Origin of the sequence: Acerihabitans sp., assembly GCF_036398755.1 — a bacterium.
GTDB lineage: Bacteria > Pseudomonadota > Gammaproteobacteria > Enterobacterales > Enterobacteriaceae > Acerihabitans.
The window spans coordinates 30715-49954 of the sequence record NZ_DASWOM010000005.1; the positions used below are offsets into that span (position 1 = coordinate 30715).

Annotated in this window: 20 protein-coding genes and 3 tRNA genes; 11 read left to right on the forward strand and 12 right to left on the reverse strand. The window is 58.2% G+C overall.

Features of this window, described 5'->3' with window-relative positions:
- Positions 1-58: 58 nt before the first annotated feature.
- A complete protein-coding gene (locus VGC33_RS00785; protein WP_331118026.1) occupies positions 59-754 on the forward strand; it encodes a YtjB family periplasmic protein in 696 nt (231 codons plus the stop codon).
- Between the two features lie 86 nt (positions 755-840).
- Here VGC33_RS00785 and deoD read toward each other — a convergent pair whose 3' ends face one another.
- The 9 genes from deoD to VGC33_RS00830 all read right to left on the reverse strand — a co-directional run bounded on the left by deoD (position 841) and on the right by VGC33_RS00830 (position 9706).
- Positions 841-1560, reverse strand: a complete 720-nt coding sequence (gene deoD, locus VGC33_RS00790; protein WP_331118029.1) for a purine-nucleoside phosphorylase — start codon at positions 1558-1560, stop codon at positions 841-843.
- 70 nt (positions 1561-1630) lie between these two features.
- The gene (gene deoB, locus VGC33_RS00795; RefSeq protein ID WP_331118031.1) at positions 1631-2860 is read right to left on the reverse strand and encodes a phosphopentomutase; all 1230 of its coding nucleotides are present in this window, start codon (positions 2858-2860) and stop codon (positions 1631-1633) included.
- 114 nt (positions 2861-2974) lie between these two features.
- Entirely contained in the window at positions 2975-4303 is a 1329-nt protein-coding gene (deoA, locus tag VGC33_RS00800; RefSeq protein ID WP_331118033.1) for a thymidine phosphorylase, read from the reverse strand.
- Between the two features lie 434 nt (positions 4304-4737).
- Positions 4738-5526: a TatD family hydrolase gene (locus tag VGC33_RS00805; RefSeq protein WP_414636862.1), complete on the reverse strand. Its 789-nt coding sequence runs from the start codon at positions 5524-5526 to the stop codon at positions 4738-4740.
- A 315-nt stretch (positions 5527-5841) separates the two neighbouring features.
- Positions 5842-6003, reverse strand: a complete 162-nt coding sequence (locus tag VGC33_RS00810) for a DUF1328 domain-containing protein (protein WP_132925836.1) — start codon at positions 6001-6003, stop codon at positions 5842-5844.
- Between the two features lie 168 nt (positions 6004-6171).
- Positions 6172-6768: a molecular chaperone OsmY gene (gene osmY, locus VGC33_RS00815; RefSeq protein ID WP_331118038.1), complete on the reverse strand. Its 597-nt coding sequence runs from the start codon at positions 6766-6768 to the stop codon at positions 6172-6174.
- 411 nt (positions 6769-7179) lie between these two features.
- Positions 7180-8769 (reverse strand): peptide chain release factor 3, encoded by a 1590-nt coding sequence (prfC, locus tag VGC33_RS00820; RefSeq protein ID WP_331118040.1) that lies wholly within the window; start codon positions 8767-8769, stop codon positions 7180-7182.
- Positions 8770-8880: 111 nt separating this feature from the next.
- Positions 8881-9324 (reverse strand): ribosomal protein S18-alanine N-acetyltransferase, encoded by a 444-nt coding sequence (gene rimI, locus VGC33_RS00825; RefSeq protein ID WP_331118042.1) that lies wholly within the window; start codon positions 9322-9324, stop codon positions 8881-8883.
- On the reverse strand, positions 9293-9706 hold the full coding sequence (locus VGC33_RS00830) for a DNA polymerase III subunit psi (protein ID WP_331118044.1): 414 nt from the start codon (positions 9704-9706) through the stop codon (positions 9293-9295). Before VGC33_RS00830 ends, rimI begins: the two co-directional genes overlap by 32 nt.
- Before the next feature lie 120 nt (positions 9707-9826).
- On the opposite strand from VGC33_RS00830, the gene rsmC reads away from it, so the two are divergent.
- From rsmC to VGC33_RS00860, 6 genes are all read left to right on the forward strand, one after another.
- Complete coding sequence (gene rsmC / locus VGC33_RS00835) at positions 9827-10885, forward strand: 16S rRNA (guanine(1207)-N(2))-methyltransferase RsmC (RefSeq protein WP_331118046.1); 1059 nt, start codon at positions 9827-9829, stop codon at positions 10883-10885.
- Between the two features lie 154 nt (positions 10886-11039).
- Positions 11040-11126 (forward strand) — tRNA-Leu (locus VGC33_RS00840).
- A gap of 44 nt (positions 11127-11170) precedes the next feature.
- A tRNA-Leu gene (locus VGC33_RS00845) sits at positions 11171-11257 on the forward strand.
- 92 nt (positions 11258-11349) lie between these two features.
- A tRNA-Leu gene (locus VGC33_RS00850) sits at positions 11350-11436 on the forward strand.
- Between the two features lie 254 nt (positions 11437-11690).
- Complete coding sequence (locus VGC33_RS00855) at positions 11691-12785, forward strand: GGDEF domain-containing protein (RefSeq protein ID WP_331118048.1); 1095 nt, start codon at positions 11691-11693, stop codon at positions 12783-12785.
- A gap of 257 nt (positions 12786-13042) precedes the next feature.
- Positions 13043-13564, forward strand: a complete 522-nt coding sequence (locus tag VGC33_RS00860; RefSeq protein ID WP_331118049.1) for a type 1 glutamine amidotransferase domain-containing protein — start codon at positions 13043-13045, stop codon at positions 13562-13564.
- Positions 13565-13586: 22 nt separating this feature from the next.
- Here the strand turns inward: VGC33_RS00860 and VGC33_RS00865 are convergent, their stop codons facing one another.
- A complete protein-coding gene (locus VGC33_RS00865; protein ID WP_331118051.1) occupies positions 13587-14060 on the reverse strand; it encodes a YhbP family protein in 474 nt (157 codons plus the stop codon).
- A 243-nt stretch (positions 14061-14303) separates the two neighbouring features.
- On the opposite strand from VGC33_RS00865, the gene VGC33_RS00870 reads away from it, so the two are divergent.
- Positions 14304-14588: a GIY-YIG nuclease family protein gene (locus tag VGC33_RS00870; protein ID WP_331118053.1), complete on the forward strand. Its 285-nt coding sequence runs from the start codon at positions 14304-14306 to the stop codon at positions 14586-14588.
- A 56-nt stretch (positions 14589-14644) separates the two neighbouring features.
- On the opposite strand, the gene VGC33_RS00875 is transcribed toward VGC33_RS00870, so the two are convergent.
- On the reverse strand, positions 14645-15154 hold the full coding sequence (locus tag VGC33_RS00875; RefSeq protein ID WP_331118055.1) for a GNAT family N-acetyltransferase: 510 nt from the start codon (positions 15152-15154) through the stop codon (positions 14645-14647).
- Complete coding sequence (gene ubiT, locus VGC33_RS00880; protein ID WP_331118057.1) at positions 15148-15672, reverse strand: ubiquinone anaerobic biosynthesis accessory factor UbiT; 525 nt, start codon at positions 15670-15672, stop codon at positions 15148-15150. Before ubiT ends, VGC33_RS00875 begins: the two co-directional genes overlap by 7 nt.
- 291 nt (positions 15673-15963) lie before the next feature.
- On the opposite strand from ubiT, the gene ubiU reads away from it, so the two are divergent.
- From ubiU to VGC33_RS00895, 3 genes are all read left to right on the forward strand, one after another.
- Positions 15964-16959, forward strand: coding sequence for a ubiquinone anaerobic biosynthesis protein UbiU (ubiU, locus tag VGC33_RS00885; RefSeq protein WP_331118059.1), 996 nt, complete (start codon positions 15964-15966; stop codon positions 16957-16959).
- 13 nt (positions 16960-16972) lie between these two features.
- Positions 16973-17851 carry a U32 family peptidase gene (locus VGC33_RS00890; protein ID WP_331118061.1) on the forward strand — a complete coding sequence of 293 codons (879 nt, stop codon included), beginning with the start codon at positions 16973-16975 and terminating at the stop codon, positions 17849-17851.
- 143 nt (positions 17852-17994) lie between these two features.
- Positions 17995-19005, forward strand: a complete 1011-nt coding sequence (locus VGC33_RS00895; protein WP_331118063.1) for a luciferase-like monooxygenase — start codon at positions 17995-17997, stop codon at positions 19003-19005.
- Positions 19006-19240 lie beyond the last annotated feature (235 nt).

The following is a 19240-nucleotide window of genomic DNA, read 5'->3' on the forward strand; positions in this document are numbered from 1 at the left end:
CTATCCTATCGTCGGCGCTTCTGGCAACATAAAGCGTTCAGAATAGTAAAGGAATCCCATGCTCCGGGCCAGACTGTCGTTTCGTTTACACCGCACCGCCATCGTGCTTATCTGCGTGACGCTATTGGTCATCCTGATGCAGGGCGCCTCCTGGTTCAGCCTGAGCCATCAGATGGCCCGTTCGGCGCAGGTCGATGAGCTGGCCGGGACCCTGATTGGGCAATTGGCCGGACAACTGGCGCCGCTGATGGCCGACAGCGGAGAAAACAATACCCCCATCCAGTCGATACTGGACCAGCTCACCCAGGGCAGCCGCATCCTGGACGCCAGCGTATACGGCATGGACGGCGGCCTGATCGCCCGCGCGGGGGAAAACATCAGCGTGCGCGATCGGCTGGCCATCGAACACCAGCGCGCCGGCAGCTATTTTAACCATCAGTTGGTGCGCACCATTGCCGATAAGGACGGTCCCAGCGGTTTTATACGCCTGACCATCGATACCCATGTGCTGGAAACCGAAGCCAAACAGGTAGATAACACCACCAACCTGCTGCGCCTGATGATCCTGCTGGCGCTGGCCATCGGCATTATCCTGGCGCGCACCCTGTTGCAAAACCGCCGCAGCCGCTGGCAGCAATCCCCTTACCTGCTTACCGCCAGCATGCCGCTGGTCGAACGCAAAGAGGACGAGAACGACGGCGCTGCCCCCGCCCCGCCTGAAGAAACGCCGCCGCGTGACGCGGGCGCCCGCTAAAGGCGCAAGCGAAAACAAAAGCCACGGCAATGTGCGCGGTCACAGGCGATAACATCTGTCTATCGCCCGTGCCAGGCCCGGGCGAACTATGCCGCGTCGCCGCGCAGCACCGACTCCAGCGCGATTTCGATCATCTCGTTGAACGAGGTCTGGCGGTCGGCCGCGCTTAAGGCCTCGCCGGTACGGATATGATCGGAAACGGTACAGATGGCCAACGCCCTGGCGCCGAATTCCGCCGCCACCCCATAGATGCCGGCGGCTTCCATTTCCACGCCCAGTACACCGTATTTCTCCATCACATCAAACATCTGCGGATCGGGGGTATAAAACAGATCCGCCGAGAACAGATTGCCGACGCGCACATTGACGCCCGCCGCGTTGGCCGCGTCCACCGCATGGCGCAGCAGGTCGTAATCGGCGATGGCCGCAAAGTCATGATCCTTGAAACGCATGCGGTTCACCTTGGAATCGGTACAGGCGCCCATGCCGATTACCACATCGCGCACGTTGACGTCGCCGCGCAGCGCGCCGCAGGAGCCGACCCGGATAATCTGTTCCACCCCGAACTCGGTAATCAGTTCCTTGGTGTAAATGGAGCAGGACGGGATACCCATGCCGTGGCCCATCACTGAAATGGCCCGGCCTTTATAGCTGCCGGTATAGCCCAGCATGCCGCGAACGTTATTGACCTCGCGCGGCTGCGTGAGAAAGGTCGCGGCGATGTGCTGCGCCCGCAGCGGATCGCCGGGCATCAGGACCACATCGGCAAAATCACCTCGTTCAGCGTTAATATGCGGCGTCGCCATAGTGTTGTTCCTTTTTATAAAATTGTCGTTGTCCCGGCCCGCGCCGGGATTGGCAAAATAATGAATACCCTTATGCCGGCAGGATGGCTTTACCATAATCCATGGGCGTCAGGTCAAAATAGGCCGCCACCGTCTGGCCGATATCCGCGAAGGTTTGGCGGTGTCCGTAAGATCCCGGCCGCACGGCGGGGCCGTAGATTAACACCGGGACGTGCTCGCGGGTATGATCGGTGCCGGGCCAGGTGGGATCGCAGCCGTGGTCGGCCGTCAGGATGATGATATCCTCGCCGGTGACGCGCGCGAGCAACTCCGGCAGGCGGCGATCGAACAGTTCCAGCGCCGCCGCGTATCCGGCCACGTCGCGCCGGTGGCCGTAGGAAGAATCAAAATCGACAAAGTTGGTAAAGACGATGGTGTTATCGCCCGCCAGCGCCATTTCCCGCAGCGTGGCGTCAAACAGGGCATCCAGTCCGGTAGCCTTGATTTTTTTGGTGATGCCCACCTGGGCGTAGATATCGGCAATCTTGCCCACGGACACCACCTGCCCCCCCTTCTCTTCCACCAGTTTTTGCAACACCGTGGCGCTGGGCGGTTCCACCGCCAGATCGTGGCGATTGCCGGTGCGCTGGAAATGACCCGTTTTATCGCCGGTAAACGGCCGGGCGATCACCCGTCCGATATTATAGCCGCCGGCGGTAAGCAGCTCGCGAGCGAGTTCGCACAGATCGTACAAACGCTGCAGACCGAACGTTTCTTCATGGCAGGCTATCTGGAAAACCGAATCGGCCGAGGTATAAAATATCGGCTTGCCGGTACGCATGTGTTCCTCGCCCAGCCGATCGAGCACCACCGTGCCGGAAGAGTGGCAGTTGCCCAGGTATCCCGGCAGCCCGGCGTCCGTGACCAGCCGATCCAGCAGTTCCTGCGGGAAGCTGTTTTCCCGATCGGGGAAATAGCCCCAGTCGAACATCACCGGCACCCCGGCTATTTCCCAATGGCCGGACGGGGTATCCTTGCCGGAGGAAATTTCGCTGGCATAGGCATAGGCGCCGATAATGTCCGCGTCGCGATCGAGTCCCGGGGGAAAACGCCCGGTGGATTCCTCGGCGGCTTTGCCCAGCCCCAGGCGCGAGAGGTTAGGCAGCGTCAGCGGACCGCTGCGGCCCTGGTTCACCACCCCGCGCTGGCACTGCTCGGCAATATGGCCCAGGGTATCCGCGCCGCTGTCGCCGAATTTATCCGCGTCCGCGGCGGCGCCGATGCCGAACGAGTCGAGCACCATGATATAGGTACGTTTCATTATCTTCTCCTGCTGATTGACCCGCCCGCCGGGTAGCGGCCACGGCACGGCGGATCATAAAAAATCGTATTTGCGCCGGCGGGCGATGCTGCCCGCCGGCAAGGCCCCGCGACGTCAGTCATTGGCCTCGATACGCCGGTAAATGACCGGCAGGGCCTGCGGCGGCCGCGCCGTGATGGTAATGGCCGCGCTCACCGCCTCGGCCGCCTGCATCCAGCCGGCTTCGCTGGCGGCGTGGATATTCGCCAGCGGCTGCCCGGGCTGTACGGCATCGCCCAGGCACACCATGTCGGTCAAACCGACGCTATGGTCGATGGCGTCGGTGACGCGCCGCCGCCCGCCGCCCATCGCCACCACCGCCAGGCCCAGCGCGCGGGTGTCCATGGCGCCGATAAATCCGGCTTGCGCGGCGAACACCGGCTTGCTCAGCATGGCTTTCGGCAGATAGTGATCACAACGACTGATAAAGTCGTTCGGCCCGCCCTGGGCCGCAATCATGCGCCCGAAACGCTCCGCCGCTTCGCCGTTATCCAATACCTGACGCAACCGCGCTTTCGCCAGCGCATCGGTGGCCGCCAACCCCGACGACACCATCATTTCACCGCACAAGGCCATGGTGACCTCATACAGCCTGGGATTGCGCTGTTCGCCGGTGAGAAAGCGCACCGCCTCGCGCACTTCCAGAGCATTGCCGGCGCTGGAAGCCAGCACCTGGTTCATATCGGTCAACAGCGCCGTGGTCTTGCATCCCGCGCCGTTGGCGACGCCGACGATGGCGCGCGCCAGCGCCTCGGATTGCGGGTAATCGGGCATAAACGCCCCGGAACCGACCTTCACGTCCATCACCAGCGCATCCAGGCCCTCGGCCAGTTTTTTAGCCAGTATCGAGGCGGTAATCAACGCAATGGAATCCACCGTGGCCGTGATGTCGCGCACGGCGTAAAAACGTTTATCCGCCGGCGCCAGTGAATTGGTCTGGCCGATAATCGCCACGCCGACCTGTTTTATCATGGCGCGGAAAGCCTGATCGTCGGGGAAAATATTCAGTCCGGGGATCGACTCCAGCTTATCGAGCGTGCCGCCGGTATGGCCGAGCCCGCGCCCTGACACCATAGGCACGTAGCCCCCGCAGGCGGCAATCATCGGCCCCAGCATCAGCGAGGTCACATCGCCCACGCCGCCCGTGGAATGTTTATCCACCACCGGCCCGTCGAGCGAGCTGTTCTTCCAGTTCAGCACATGGCCCGAGTCGCGCATCGCCAGGGTCAACGCCACCCGCTCCCGGATATCCATATCATGGAAAAAGATGGTCATCGCCAGGGCGGCTATCTGTCCTTCCGAAACGGTATTATCACGTACGCCATTAATGAAAAACCGGATCTCTTCTTCATTGAGCGGCTCGCCGTCGCGTTTCTTACGAATAATTTCTTGTGCCAGGAACACGGTTACCCCCTACAAAACAATAAGCGGCTATCGCCTGAAAAAAGGGCAGGCATCATTAAAGCCATGGGGGTACCCGGGCGGCGAGATCCATCAGGCCCGGCGCACGGCGGACCGCAACGGTTAAATCAATCATAAAACTCTCCAACTTTCCGGTTTGCCCTGATGACAACCGGCTTTGTAAAAGGGGCGCTATGGCTATAGCGATAACGCGCCGTAACGTTGGCGAGCGGACTTGGTTCCATGAAGAAAGACCCGGAGCGATGGCAATTTCCGGGCGTTAAAGATCCTTCTCACCGCATAAGCCTGAATCAAAGACGCAGGGTAAACGCATCCTGCCTTACGCGCTGGCGCTATTTTTTCACAATCGGCGATAATAAGCTGCTTAAGGATTGAGATTTATGCGTCCGATCCCGATTATCAACGGGAAAATTTTGCTAACGGCAGGGTAAACCAAACAAATCCAGGCTATTGCGGTATATTATTTCGGCGATTTGCTCCGGCGGCTCCGGCCTGAGCTCGCATAACGACGCAAAGGTCACGCGCAGCCGCTCGGGACGATTGGGCTGCCCCTGGAATCCGGACACCGGCATATCGGGCGCGTCGGTTTCCAGCAGCAGGCGGTTTAACGGCAGCCTGGCCATGACCCGGCGCGTTTTATTGGCGCGCGCGTAGGTGATGGTGCCGCCGACGCCGATGTAATAACCCAATTTGATAAACGCCGCCGCCTGCTCATAGCTGCCGGCAAAGCCATGCACCACGCCGGTACGCGGCAGGTCATGGCGCCGCAGGATGTGCGCCAGCCGGTCGTGGGTGCGTCTGGAATGCAGGATAACCGGCAGGTCATGGCGGCCGGCTAATTGCAACTGGGCCGCCAACAGCGCTTCCTGGCGCGCCATCATGGGCTCCGCCATATAATTATCCAGACCGATTTCCCCCACCGCCACCAGCCGCGGATGAGGCTGGCGCAAATGATGCGCCAGCAGCGCCAATCCCGCGTCGTCATGGCGGGTAATGGCAATGGGATGCATACCCAGCGCGGCGTACAGCGCGTCATGGGCGTCGGCCAATGCCAATACCGCGGCAAAGCGCTCCGCCTCCACCGCCGGCACGATGATATGCCGCACGCCGACCGCGGCCGCCAGGGCGAGGCCCTCGGTTTCGTGCCCGCTGAACGGGGGAAAATCAAAATGACAATGGGTATCGATAAAGACCGGATCTATCATGGCGAATTTACCTGCGCATGCCTGGCACATCAACGTAGCGGGAGTAAGGGTAAATAGTAGCATCTTTGACACGAGCGGGAACCACGGCGTGGCGCAACAGGCGCAGCTCAAGGCAATCTCAAGGCAATAAAGGAACATCGGGCGACGCGGTAGGGGCGGGGAATGGCGCACTCGCGCGCAGGGACGGACAGGCGCTTGGAAAACGCTCCGGAGAGGTCGTCGACGTCGCGCTTGATAACGCTTGTCGCCTTCCTCCCCGGATAATAACCTTTACTGCCGGTTACCGCTTAACGGGCACAGGCCCGTTGATAACGCCTATAAACGGCGACGTCCGGTAAACAGGCTTATCAGGAACAGGATAATACCGACCACAAAGACTATTTTAGCCGCCCATGCCGCAGTACCAGCCAAACCACCGAACCCTAACGCTGCCGCAATCAAGGCAATGACCAGAAAAATAATGCCCCAACGAAACATAAGCTTCTCCTTACCCAAATGATGAAAATACAATTCTCGTGTTACCGGTAAACAGGGCCGTCAAGCATCCCGTACCGGTTTAATGCTATTGGTTTTGCCGTGCGCGGTACCTCTTTGCGTCGCACCCGGGCAACGCAAAGCGAATCTGACCGTTGGTTCTTATTGAGATTAGTACTTAAGATCGTTTTTGACACTTTTCACGCCGTCGACCGCTTTGGCGACGCTTTCGGCGCGCGAGGCTTCACGGGCATTTTTCACGGTGCCGCTAAGTTGTACCACGCCATCGGAGGTTTCAACCTTCACCTTGCGCGACGGGACAATACTGTCGGCGAGCAGCTTGGCTTTAACTTCGCTGGTAATGGCGGTGTCGCCGGCATAGGTTTTCACCGATGCATTGGTGGTTTCCTTGACATGCAGCTTATCGCTGACCGAGGTCACGCCTTCAACGGATTTGGTGGCGGTCACTGCGCGTTCGGCCTGGGTCTGGTTAGTCACAAAACCGCTCAGCGTAACCACGCCATTGCTGGTTTCCACCGAAATATCGGTGCTGTTGATGCCCTTGTCGCCAACCAGCGCGCTTTTCACCTTGGCGGTCACCGCACTGTCGCCCATATAGTTCGAGGCTGTTTTCATCGAGCCGTCGATTTTGGCGCTGGTGCTGTTGGGTTCGGTCTTGATGGTATCGTTGGCCATCGCGCCGGAAGCGGCCAGTATGGAACCTAAAACCACAGCCGTAAGCGTTTTTGTCATCTGGATCTTATTCATTGATGTTTCCTTTTTACTTGCCACCCGAATCAGGGTGTTGTTGCCACAAATGTGGCCGGTCTAATAGCCTCCCGTAACAACCGGGAGAGCAGCCAAAAAAGCATAAATACTGTTCTTAACGGATAAGGAACAGCGCATCATACTGATTTACACGGTTTTATTAGCTTATTTAACCGCTCCGTCAGAGACAATTTAACTATAGACCAGAAATAACAAATTGCATGGTTATCGCGGAAAAAAACGTTAAATCCGATGATTAAGCAAGGATTTAGGAACATTCCGTCCCCTTCCCGGACGCGACGGCGCAGGCCACGGGAGCGGATATCGAGGCAAAGCGGGGGCAATCGTTACGGCGCCCCAACCGGTCGGTCGGGGGCTCGGGAACGGCCGGTGAACCGGCGCGGGCGGTGATTAATGTTCGCGGGTCTTGTGGAAGCTGACGTCCGGGTAGCGCTCCTGGGTCAGGTTGAGATTAACCATGCTCGGGGCGATATAAGACAGGTTATCGCCGCCGTCCAGCGCCAGGTTCAGCTCGTTCTTTCGCTTGAATTCCTCGAGTTTTTTCACATCCGCGCATTCGACCCAGCGGGCGGTGGAGACATTAACCGATTCATACAGCGCCTCGACGTTGTATTCGCTTTTCAGGCGCGCCACCACCACTTCAAATTGGAGCACCCCAACCGCGCCGACGATCAGGTCGTTGTTGGTGAGCGGACGGAATACCTGAACCGCGCCCTCTTCCGACAGCTGGACCAGCCCTTTGAGCAGTTGCTTTTGCTTGAGCGGATCGCGCAGGCGGATACGGCGGAACATTTCCGGGGCAAAGTTCGGGATACCGGTAAATTTCATATCCTCGCCCTGGGTGAAGGTATCGCCAATCTGGATGGTGCCGTGGTTGTGCAATCCGATGATATCGCCGGGGTAGGCTTCTTCGATGTGCGAGCGGTCGCCGGCCATGAAGGTCAGCGCATCGGCGATCACCACATCTTTGCCCGTCCGGACCTGGCGCAGCTTCATGCCGGTTTCATAGCGTCCGGACACCACGCGCATAAACGCCACGCGGTCACGGTGTTTCGGGTCCATATTGGCCTGGATCTTGAACACAAATCCGGTGAATTTTTCTTCATCGGCGGAAACGACGCGGGTGTTGGTCTTGCGCGGCAACGGCGGCGGCGCCCATTCCACCAGGCCGTCCAGCATATGATCCACGCCGAAGTTGCCCAAGGCGGTACCGAAAAACACCGGGGTCAGCTCGCCGCGCAGGAAAGCCTGTTCCTCAAACTCATGGGATGCGCCCTGGACCAGCTCCAGCTCCTCGCGCAACTGCGCCGCCAGATCTTCGCCGATGGCCAGGTCGAGATCCGGGTTGCGCAGCCCCTTGACCGTACGCACTTCCTGAATGGTGTGGCCTTTACCGGTCTGGTAGAGATAGGTCTCATCCTTGTAAAGGTGATACACCCCTTTAAACAGCTTGCCGCAGCCGATGGGCCAGGTAATGGGCGCGCAGGCGATGCGCAGCTCATGTTCCACTTCGTCGAGCAGTTCCGTCGGATCGCGGATATCGCGATCGACCTTGTTCATAAAGGTCAGGATCGGCGTATCGCGCAGCCGGGTCACTTCCATCAGCTTGCGGGTGCGATCTTCGACGCCTTTCGCCGAGTCGATGACCATCAGGCAGCAGTCCACCGCCGTCAACGTGCGGTAGGTGTCTTCGGAAAAATCCTCATGTCCCGGGGTATCGAGCAGGTTTACCAGGGCGTCCCGGTAAGGGAACTGCATCACCGAGGTGGTGATGGAGATGCCGCGCTGTTTTTCCATCTCCATCCAGTCGGATTTGGCATGGTGGCTTGAGCCACGGCCCTTGACGGTACCGGCGGTAAGGATGGCGTGCCCGAACAACAGCACTTTTTCGGTGATGGTGGTTTTACCGGCGTCGGGGTGCGAAATAATCGCAAAAGTGCGCCGTGCCGCAACTTCCGCGGCGTAAGTGGCATTCTTCATCTTCTGTTTCTCGATGGATACATACAAATTATGGGCTGGATCGCTGGTGCTAGATTCTACATGGAGAAAGTGTGCATTGATAGTGCGCGCGCCGGCGCGCGGCGGTGCGGGTCACCCCAGGGGCAACGCCATGATGATGGCATCCTCGCGCCCGACGGCGGCCGGGTAATAATCGCGGCGCACCGAGACATCGTTAAAGCCCAGGGACTGATAAAGCGCGATGGCGGGCTGATTGGATTGCCGCACCTCCAGCCATAACGTCAGGATATCGCGGCGCTCCAGCTCGCCTATTAAATATTCAAGCAATGAACGGCCCAGGCCGCGGCGTTGGAAATCCGGATGGACGGCAATGTTAAACAGCGTCGCCTCATCCAGCACGGTTTGGGTAATGGCAAACGCCGCCAGGGTATCACCGACGGTCAGCTTGAGATTCAGATAACGCTCGCCCTGGTTGCTGGCAAAGGTTTTCGGCGTCCAGGGGAATGCGTGGCTGGCCTGTTCTATATGCCAGGCGGCGGTAAGATCAGCGACCGTCAGCGGTGAAATCATGTTCATAATGACAAATTTGCCGCCATAAATCGCGTTTGGCCGCCGCGTTGCCCAGCAGGTCAGCCAGCGGCGGGGTGGAAAGGGATACACCGGACAGGGCGCTCGTCGCCTCGCGCCCGAGCCACCAGCTATGGCAGCGGGTGCCTTCCGGCAGCATCGCCACCTGTTCAGGCGTAAGCGGATACAGCTGGCCCGGCGCGAGATCCAGGCTGCGCGCCACATCGCCCACCAGCGGGTGGTCGACGGGCGGCAAGGGGCTGGCGACCAGCAGCAGGCGCACGCCGGCGGGCAAAACCACCGCCACTTCGCCCTGCAGGGCCGCGGGGCGTCGCAGCGCCCATTGCGTGATGCCCAATTGCTGTAACTGCCAGTCTCGTCGTGACGTCATTCTCATCCTGTCCGCGGTAGTTGCACATCAGTCCATCGCACATCAGGCGATAAAGTCCATCGAACATCAGGCAATAAAGCACTATACTCCCCGCTCAGATTAATGAGGAGCCTTTGTCGCATGTCAGTATTAACACCAGCCAGTGAAGTCATACTTCGTCACGAGGACATTTTTTCCGATAAGCGCGTACTGTTCGCCGGCGATGTGCAGGATCTGCTGCCCGCGGAACTGGACGCCAAAAACGTACGTGTCCACACCGCCTGGTATCACCACTGTCTGGCACTGCGCGACAAAATGGACGATGAGTCCGTGCAGTACGGCCTGGTCGCCGACGCGGAATTTATCCGCGAATGCGATACTTTACTCTATTTCTGGCCTAAAAATAAACCGGAAGCGCAGTTCCAGCTGACCAACCTCCTCGCGCTGCTGCCGATAGGCAGCGACGTCTTCGTGGTGGGGGAAAATCGCAGCGGCGTGCGCAGCGCCGAGCCGTTCCTGGCGCCCTACTGTCCGTTGGTGAAGATCGATAGCGCCCGCCGCTGCGGTCTGTACCACGGCCGGCTGGAGACCGCGCCGCACTTTGATGTAGAGTCCTACTGGGGCGAATATCAACTCAATGATCTCACGGTGAAAACGCTGCCGGGCGTGTTCAGCCGCGACGGCATAGACAGCGGCAGCCAGCTGCTGCTCGCCACGTTTGATCAGCCGCTCAGCGGCGAGGTGGCGGATATCGGCTGCGGCACCGGCGTGCTGGCCGCCGTGCTGGCCAAACGCTATCCGGGCGTCAAATTGACCCTCGGCGACGTGCACGCCCCGGCGCTGGCCGCAAGCCAGGCCACGCTCGAGGCCAACGGCCTGACGGGCAACGTGGTGGTCAGCAATGTGTATTCAGCAATGCCGGGACGTTTTGATCTGATTATTTCCAACCCGCCGTTCCACGACGGCATGCATACCAATCTGCAGGCGGCCGAAAACCTGATCCGCGGCGCGTTGGCCCATTTACGCATCGGCGGGCAGCTGCGCATCGTCGCCAACGCGTTTTTGCCCTATCCGGCCTTGCTGGATTCCATTTTCGGCAGCCACACCGTGCTGGCGCAAAACGGCCGTTTCAAGGTGTTCCAGGCGGTTCATACCGTCTCGCGCGGCAAGGATAAGGACAAAGCCGGCAAGCGCGGCTGACCGGCGACAAGCCCGCCGCCGCGCGCACCAATGCGGCGGCGGCGGTTTTTTTTGCGCTAAATACCCGCTTTGGTTTAAATAATTATTGACGTTGACGCTAAAACCTCTAGAATTCGCCTCCGTGGTGGCAGGGCTTATGTCTTGCCCGTGCCGGGCGATGGTGGCGGAATTGGTAGACGCGCTAGCTTCAGGTGTTAGTGTCCTTTCGGACGTGAGGGTTCAAGTCCCTCCCTTCGCACCAAACACAACCACGTTACACTATGAAAAGATGTTGCCGGATTGAACGCGATGGTGGCGGAATTGGTAGACGCGCTAGCTTCAGGTGTTAGTGTCCTTTCGGACGTGAGGGTTCAAGTCCCTCCCTTCGCACCAACCGGGAACCAGAACCCAAGCATGCCGTACCCTGGTACGGGCTGTCCGTTCTGAATAACAGATTTCAAGTAAAAGCATAAGATGAATAACCTGCGATGGTGGCGGAATTGGTAGACGCGCTAGCTTCAGGTGTTAGTGTCCTTACGGACGTGAGGGTTCAAGTCCCTCCCTTCGCACCATATTCATCTTGTCATGTACCGCGGACCACAATGCCAGGGCCCCGCGCTCCCAAGCTCTCCCGCCCGCCATTTTCCCCAGTTCCGAATTCACCCTTCTCTGCGGGTGACAGCAACGGTTAAAGCTGTTAAATTATTCTAATGTTTTAGCCATACATTCATAATAACGATACTAACTCATTAATAATCATATTTTATTCAAAATCTTTGTCGTCTGTAATTGCCATCGTAGACAGCCGGGGCTTAAAAGTTAAGACATGATAAATACTTACAGCTATGAAGAACTCCGCAGGAGTAAGCTTCGCCTGTCGTTGCTATTATTTTTGCTGCTTAATATCGCTTTTTCGGTTTTTTATGTCGCCACGGCTTTGAATAATACCCATTCTCCCACACCGCCTTCCATACTGGTGGCCCTCATTTGCGTAATTACTTTAATTATGAGTAATTACAAAGTGAAAAATTATGCTCATCAACTGAATGTTTTTGCAATTATTATCGGTTTGCTCTGGGCATGGCATATCGCCGTACGCTACAACCAGCTGCAGCCCGCCGAAAACAATTTTCTCCTGTTTAGTTTGATGATGGTATTTTTCATCAGCGCAATTTCGCTGGCCGATTATTTCACGGCACTCTGCCTGCACAGCCTGCCGCCGGCGCTGATGGTCATCGCATTGGATCAGTTTCATCACATCCTGATATTGCTGTTTACCATTGCGCTGCCGCTGGTGAGCTTCACGCTGCACAACCTGATGCAAAAACGCAGCGAGGTTTTTATGGCCGAGCTGGTCGCGAGGCTTAGCGAAGAGCGGGAAAAATTCAGCGACCTTAGCATGATAGACCCGCTTACCGGCCTGTTTAACCGCCGCGGCCTGCAGAACAAGCTCAGTAACCTGACCGGCAACGGACCCACCAGCCATTACATCCTGCTGCTGGATATCGACCATTTCAAAGCCTACAACGACAACTACGGCCATACCATGGGCGACAAGGCGCTGGTGGCGGTGGCGGTGGCGATCCGCGATGCGGTGCGCTCCCGGGATATCGTGGTGCGCTACGGCGGTGAGGAGTTTCTGATACTGCTTATCGACGTTGATGACAACTATGCCCTCACCTGCGCTGAAAATGTCAGGCAGGCGGTGCTGGATTTAAAAATTCCGCATTTATTTAATGATAAGGTTTCCACGACCGTAACGCTCAGCGCCGGGATCGCCGTTATGGCCGACAGCGATATTGAGGCTTCGCTCACCGCCGCCGACAGCGCGCTATATCTGGCCAAAAGCCGTGGCAGGAATTCGGTGGAAATCGCCACCTTAAAATCCTTTGAGCAAAATAGCCAACCGGCTGAATCCTGATATTAGTACCCGAGGCGTTACGTAAAACCAGGGTCCGCTTTTAATTAGCCAAGCCGTGGGGCAGGTCTATTTTGCCAAACAATACCTCAGTATTATCCTATCGGCCCGCGGCCTTTATAGAACTAAAAATCCCTGATTTTATCAATGACCGGGGCATATATTATATGCCGCCATTAAACAAACTTGATAGCCCGCCAATACGGCACTAGGCTTAGCACTAGGCTTAAACAGTTCTTTATTCGTCTAACGGAGGAAGGATGAGCAAAAAAATCGCAGTCTTGATCACTGATGAATTTGAAGACGCTGAATTTACCTCGCCGGCCCAGACCTACCAGCAGGCCGGACATCAGGTCATCACCATTGAGAAGAAAGCGGGCAATACCGTCACCGGCAAGCGTGGCGAGGCCAAGGTAACGATCGATAAGTCCATTGACGAGGTCAACGTCGATCAGTTCGACGCCTTGCTCTTGCCCGGAGGCCATTCGCCGGATTCACTGCGTGGCGACGATCGGTTTGTCGATTTCACGCGGGCGTTCGCCCAAAGCGGCAAGCCGATTTTCGCCATATGCCATGGACCGCAGCTGCTGATCAGCGCCGATGCGGTACGCGGCAAAAAAATGACCACGGTAAAAGCGGTAGTGGTGGATTTAAAAAATGCCGGGGCCGACTTTTTTGATAAAGAAGTGGTCATTGATAACGATACGCTGGTCACCAGCCGCACGCCGGATGATTTGCCGGCATTCAATCGCGAATCGCTGCGTATTCTTAACAAGAAATAACCAGCGCAACGCGCTGCCCCCTTCAGGCCTGGCGGATTTCCAGGCCTGCCTTATCCTCGTCATCGCCGCGCAGCCAGCTGAGCTTGGTGCCGAACCCGAGCTTGTTATTCGTCAGCTTGATTTCATCGAGCCGCAAACGCCATATCGGCGAGGTGGCAAGCTTGGCCAACGGGAAGCGGGCGGTATATTGCCGGCGCGCCACCTTGGCGGCCTCGCCGATAATCTGATTAACCTCGCCGCTGTACTGTATTCCCTTGATAAGGCTTATGGTAATGGTTTGATCGCTGATAGTGCCGGCCACATGTTGGTTATCCGCCAGCAGGATGCCGTGGCGGGTGGTATGATCCGTCAACATATACAACGACATATCAGGTTCGTTCAGCACATAGAAACAGTTGGCGCACCATAACGTCTGCGCGTCGCCGGTGCAGAGCGTTAAAACATGCTGTTTTTTCAGGTATGCCACGATCGCTTTCAGGGGGTCGTCCGTTTGCACGATAATCTCTTATCCTTTATAAGGTTAAAACCAGCATATCGCCACGCGTTCTTGCCTGTCCACTTAATTATACGCAACTGTTGCCGACCGAACACCCGGCGTCGCCGGCATTGACATCATCCTTTACGCGCGGCGGCTAAAGTAGTTACCATCATAGCCGTTTACGGTCATATTACCCACGGGCTCTTGGGCCGAAGGGCATTTTTTCGAGAAAAGCAGTTTATCTGTGTAAGGCGCATCACCATGACCCTTTCCTGGCATATTTACCTGATACGCACCGCCGCCGGCGCCCTCTATACCGGCGTCACCACCGATGTGGCACGGCGTCTGGCGCAGCACCAACGCGGCGACGGCGCCAAGGCGCTGCGCGGTAAAGGGCCGTTGATTCTGGTCTACCATTGTCCGGCCGGCGACCGGGGCGCGGCATTGCGGTGGGAATATCGCATCAAGCGGCTGACGCGGGCGCAAAAGGAGCTATTGGTCGCAAGCCAGTCCCCCACGCTTGAGGACATATGGCCAAGCCTTTAGCCAAACAGATCTTACGGCGGCGGCTATCGTGCGTGCGATTGGCGCACGGCCGCGCGTCACGGCGCCAGTTGATCAAACGGTTCGGCGTATACCACCTGGCCGCTGACACCCTCCAGCGCATCGTCCGCCAGGGTAAACAGCTGGAAAGCGGCTTCCGCGCCAGGCCAGCGGCAATGCAGTTGCGAACGCGCGGCGGGGATGAAACCCAGGCGTGAATAATAGTCCGGCGCGCCCAAAACCACCACCGCGCGGTAGCCGAATTCGTTCAGCGTATCCAGTCCCTCATAGATCAGCTGCCGGGCGATGCCCTGCCTGCGAAAATCGGCGTCCACCGCCAGCGGCGCCAGTCCTACCCACTGGCAATCCTCGCCGCCAATCCAGACCGGGCTGAACGCCGCATAGCCGATGACCCCCCCGTCTTCATCGGTGGCCACGACACCCAGGGTCAGCAACCCATCCTCGCGCAGGCGGCGAATCAGCTCCGCCTCGGCGTCTCGGCCGAAGGCACGGCGCAGCAGGCTGTCGATCCCCGGCGCATCAACCGGTATTTCCACGCGTATCAGCACGGTTGGGATACGTGGATGCGCTCGGCATCCGCGTCCTCTTGCAACCCGGCCTGAATAAAGGCGGCCATCTGTAGCAACGCCACGCGCAGCAGGCGCGGCATGGTGTCCAGATCAACCGAATCCATTAAATTTTTCACATACAGGCCAAGCTCGGTGTCGCCTTCAATGCGCAGCCGGCGCTGGAAAAATAACGTGTCGGGATCTTCCTTGCGGGCGGCGATAAGGATCAAATCGTTGGCGTTGCCGCTAAAGCTGACATCGGCCCGCGCCTGACGACTGACCTTTAGTTGTTCATTTTCGACGGTCATATACCATACCAGCGCGATATCCATGACCTCGATCCTAAGCCAACGTCCGTCCAGGAAAGCCAGCTCGCCCTCGGCCAGCGCCGCGCGAAACTGCCAGCGCAGCGCCTGTTCCAGCACCTGGCGCTGTAACGCGAACGGCGTCAGTTTGATTGGCAAGCGCAACAGCGACGGCCCCCGGCGCACCAACTGTGCTCGTAGTTTTTCCAACACTGTTTCTACTCCTCTAAACGAATCTGCGTCTATTTTGCCACAGTGGTTAAAACCAGTCGGGGTCTACATCAATAATTTTATAAGAAAGATTACTTATTTAAGCATAGCCGTCGCGGCATTAAATGCCGTCATTACGCCATAAGCTGCCTCAAATCAAACTTTCCCCGGCCAACCTTATTTAGAATTACCAAAACGGCCACGCATCATTTTCCACTAAAACAATCTGTTGGCTAATATTCTTTTACCGCCCCGCGCCCCGGCGCCAGGCCCAAGACGCTATTTGGGAACTTTATGGAGCTGCTCTGTCCCGCCGGGAACCTTCCGGCACTCAAGGCTGCCGTCGACAACGGCGCCGATGCCGTGTATATCGGCCTGAAGGACGATACCAACGCCCGTCATTTCGCCGGCCTGAACTTTACCGATAAACGTCTGCAGGAAGCACAGGAGTATGTGCATCGCCACGGGCGCAAGCTGCATATCGCCATCAATACCTTTGCCCACCCGGACGGTTACGCGCGCTGGCAACGCGCCGTGGATATGGCGGCCCAGGCGGGGGCGGACGCGCTGATCCTGGCGGACCCGGCCATGCTGGAATACGCGGCCGGGCGTTATCCACAGATTGAGCGTCATGTCTCGGTGCAGGCGTCGGCCACCAACGAGGCGGCCATCCGCTTTTATCAACAGCATTTTGACGTGGCGCGGGTGGTGCTGCCGCGCGTGTTGTCGATGCATCAGGTAAAACAGCTGGCGCTGACCAGCCCGGTACCGCTGGAAGTATTCGCCTTCGGCAGCCTGTGCATCATGGCGGAGGGGCGCTGTTATCTCTCTTCTTACCTGACGGGGGAATCGCCCAATACGGTCGGCGCCTGCTCGCCGGCGCGTTTTGTCCGCTGGACGCAAAACGGGCCGGCGATGGAATCGCGCCTGAACAATGTTCTTATCGACAGCTACGGCCCGGATGAGAACGCCGGCTACCCAACCCTGTGCAAAGGCCGCTATTACGTGGATGGGCAGAAGTACCATACGCTGGAGGAGCCGACCAGCCTCAACACCCTGTCGCTGCTGCCCGAACTGCTGGCGGCCAATATCGCCTCGGTGAAAATCGAGGGACGCCAGCGCAGTCCCGCTTATGTCAGCCAGGTGACCAAGGTATGGCGCCAGGCGATCGACAGCTGCATTGCCAATCCCCAGGCGTTTGCGCCGCGGCCCGAATGGTCCGAGGCGCTGGGCGCGGTATCCGAAGGCACGCAAACCACGCTGGGCGCCTATCATCGGCGCTGGCAGTAACAGGAGAACCGACATGAAATATGCTTTGGGGCCGGTGCTCTATTACTGGCCGAAACCGGATATCGAGGCCTTTTACCAGGCGGCGTGCGACAGCAGCGCCGATATCATTTACCTGGGCGAGACGATTTGCAGCAAGCGCCGCGCCATGAAAACCGGCGATTGGCTGTCGCTTGCCAAAGCGGTGGCGTCATCCGGCAAGCAGGTGGTGATATCCACGCTGGCGCTTATCCAGGCGCCGTCGGAATTGAGCGAATTAAAGCGCTATCTGGATAACGGCGAGTTTTTGCTGGAAGCCAATGACATCGGCCTGACGCAGCTGGCGGCGGAGCACCGGCTGCCGTTTGTCGCCGGCCCGGCCCTGAACTGCTATAACGCCTATACCCTGCGCATTCTGCACCGCCAGGGCATGGTGCGCTGGTGCATGCCGGTGGAGCTGTCGCGCGAGTGGCTGGGCAATATCCTCACGCAGTGCGATGAGCTTGGTTTTCGCGGCCGGTTTGAAGTTGAGCTGTTCAGCTACGGTCATCTTCCCCTGGCGTATTCCGCCCGCTGCTTTACCGCGCGATCGGAAAACCGGTCGAAGGACGAATGTGAGACCTGTTGCATTAAATATCCACAGGGGCGGGAGGTGCTGTCGCAGGAACAGCAACCGGTTTTTGTCCTGAACGGCATCCAGACCCAAAGCGGCTATTGCTATAACCTGATTAACGAGCAGCCCTCCATGCAGGGATTGGTGGACGTGGTGCGGCTATCGCCGCAGGGGCTGGACAGCCTCGCCATGCTGGAGCGTTTTCGGGCCAACCAGCAGGGACAACAGCCTCTGGCCCTGGCCAGGCAAAGGGACTGCAACGGCTACTGGCGGCGTATCGCCGGGCTGGAACTGGTGGAGTAGCCGGCTCCCCCAGGCGCGCGTCGCGGTTTTAGCGTGTATAACCCTACAAATATTAGTAGTTTCGGAAAACGGCAATTTGGGTAATACTCATAGTTATCATTAGCCCGCAAAGCTATGGGCTACGGCTGACTGTGAGTTTACTTATGATAAAACAACGTCCCATCGCTTTTTCACTGCTCGATCTCTCGCCGGTGCCGCAGGGCGCCTCACCCCGGCAGGCGTTTGAGTGCTCGCTGGATTTAGCCCGCCACGCCGAAGCCTGGGGTTATCATCGTTACTGGGCGGCCGAACATCATAATATGACCGGTATCGCCAGCGCCGCCACCTCGGTATTGCTGGGGTATATCGCCGGCGGCACCACGACGTTGCGGGTAGGCTCCGGCGGCGTGATGCTGCCGAACCATTCGCCGTTGGTGATTGCCGAGCAGTTCGGTACCCTGGCGACCCTGTATCCCGAACGTATCGATCTGGGACTGGGCCGCGCGCCGGGAACCGATCAGCGCACCATGATTGCCCTGCGCCGCCATTTGGCCGGCGATGTGGATAATTTCCCACGCGACGTGCAGGAGCTGCTGGGGTATTTCGACGACGTCAAACCGGGCCAGCCGGTACAGGCCGTGCCGGGCCAGGGTTTGCACGTGCCTATCTGGCTGCTCGGCTCCAGCCTGTACAGCGCCCCGCTGGCGTCGGCGCTGGGACTGCCGGTTGCCTTCGCCTCGCACTTTGCGCCGGATCAGCTATGGCAGGCATTGGATTTATACCGCCGCAACTTCAAACCGTCCGCTTCGCTGGAACAACCCTATGCCATGGTGTGCATCAACGTCGTGGCCGCCGACAGCGAACGCGACGCGCGATTCCTCTTTACGTCCATGCAGCAGCAGTTTATTAACCTGCGTCGCGGCCGGCCAGGCCCGCTGCCGGCGCCGGTGCGGGATCTTGACGCGTTGTGGTCGGAAGGCGAACAGTACGGCGTGGAGCAGGCGCTGCGCATGTCGGTGGTGGGCGACCGGGAACAGGTGCGTGCCGGACTGCAGGCAGTCATCGATAAAACCGGCGCTGATGAGCTGATGATTAACGGCCAGATTTTCGACCACCAGGCCCGGCTGCGCTCGTTTGAGCTGGCGATTGCGGTGCGGTCGGAACTGACGGTTTAGGCATGTTATAAGGCTCAACGGTTGCATTTATTACGCCATGCCCGCGAAGCCGCTTTTCCATCAGCCATAAAAAAACCCGCCGCGGCGCTGAGGGATCCCCAGAAACTAAGCGGGCTATAGGACGGGCATAGAGAAATATGATCTACTGATTGTTCCACCAAGTCAGGAGATCGACTCTATGCCCGTTCGCTCATTATGCCAGAAGTTTTTTCGGGGTGCTTTAGCCCCGCTTCAT

What these genes read in the sequence shown, in the direction of transcription:
- ubiU (WP_331118059.1), top strand. Translation starts at nt 15,964, where the DNA reads ATGGAGCTGCTCTGTCCCGCCGGGAACCTTCCGGCACTCAAGGCTGCC.
- VGC33_RS00860 (WP_331118049.1), top strand. Translation starts at nt 13,043, where the DNA reads ATGAGCAAAAAAATCGCAGTCTTGATCACTGATGAATTTGAAGACGCT.
- prfC (WP_331118040.1), bottom strand. Translation starts at nt 8,769, where the DNA reads ATGAAGAATGCCACTTACGCCGCGGAAGTTGCGGCACGGCGCACTTTT.
- VGC33_RS00785 (WP_331118026.1), top strand. Translation starts at nt 59, where the DNA reads ATGCTCCGGGCCAGACTGTCGTTTCGTTTACACCGCACCGCCATCGTG.
- VGC33_RS00870 (WP_331118053.1), top strand. Translation starts at nt 14,304, where the DNA reads ATGACCCTTTCCTGGCATATTTACCTGATACGCACCGCCGCCGGCGCC.
- VGC33_RS00890 (WP_331118061.1), top strand. Translation starts at nt 16,973, where the DNA reads ATGAAATATGCTTTGGGGCCGGTGCTCTATTACTGGCCGAAACCGGAT.
- VGC33_RS00810 (WP_132925836.1), bottom strand. Translation starts at nt 6,003, where the DNA reads ATGTTTCGTTGGGGCATTATTTTTCTGGTCATTGCCTTGATTGCGGCA.
- VGC33_RS00855 (WP_331118048.1), top strand. Translation starts at nt 11,691, where the DNA reads ATGATAAATACTTACAGCTATGAAGAACTCCGCAGGAGTAAGCTTCGC.
- VGC33_RS00830 (WP_331118044.1), bottom strand. Translation starts at nt 9,706, where the DNA reads ATGACGTCACGACGAGACTGGCAGTTACAGCAATTGGGCATCACGCAA.
- rsmC (WP_331118046.1), top strand. Translation starts at nt 9,827, where the DNA reads ATGTCAGTATTAACACCAGCCAGTGAAGTCATACTTCGTCACGAGGAC.
- deoB (WP_331118031.1), bottom strand. Translation starts at nt 2,860, where the DNA reads ATGAAACGTACCTATATCATGGTGCTCGACTCGTTCGGCATCGGCGCC.
- VGC33_RS00895 (WP_331118063.1), top strand. Translation starts at nt 17,995, where the DNA reads ATGATAAAACAACGTCCCATCGCTTTTTCACTGCTCGATCTCTCGCCG.
- VGC33_RS00805 (WP_414636862.1), bottom strand. Translation starts at nt 5,526, where the DNA reads ATGATAGATCCGGTCTTTATCGATACCCATTGTCATTTTGATTTTCCC.
- osmY (WP_331118038.1), bottom strand. Translation starts at nt 6,768, where the DNA reads ATGAATAAGATCCAGATGACAAAAACGCTTACGGCTGTGGTTTTAGGT.
- deoD (WP_331118029.1), bottom strand. Translation starts at nt 1,560, where the DNA reads ATGGCGACGCCGCATATTAACGCTGAACGAGGTGATTTTGCCGATGTG.
- rimI (WP_331118042.1), bottom strand. Translation starts at nt 9,324, where the DNA reads ATGAACATGATTTCACCGCTGACGGTCGCTGATCTTACCGCCGCCTGG.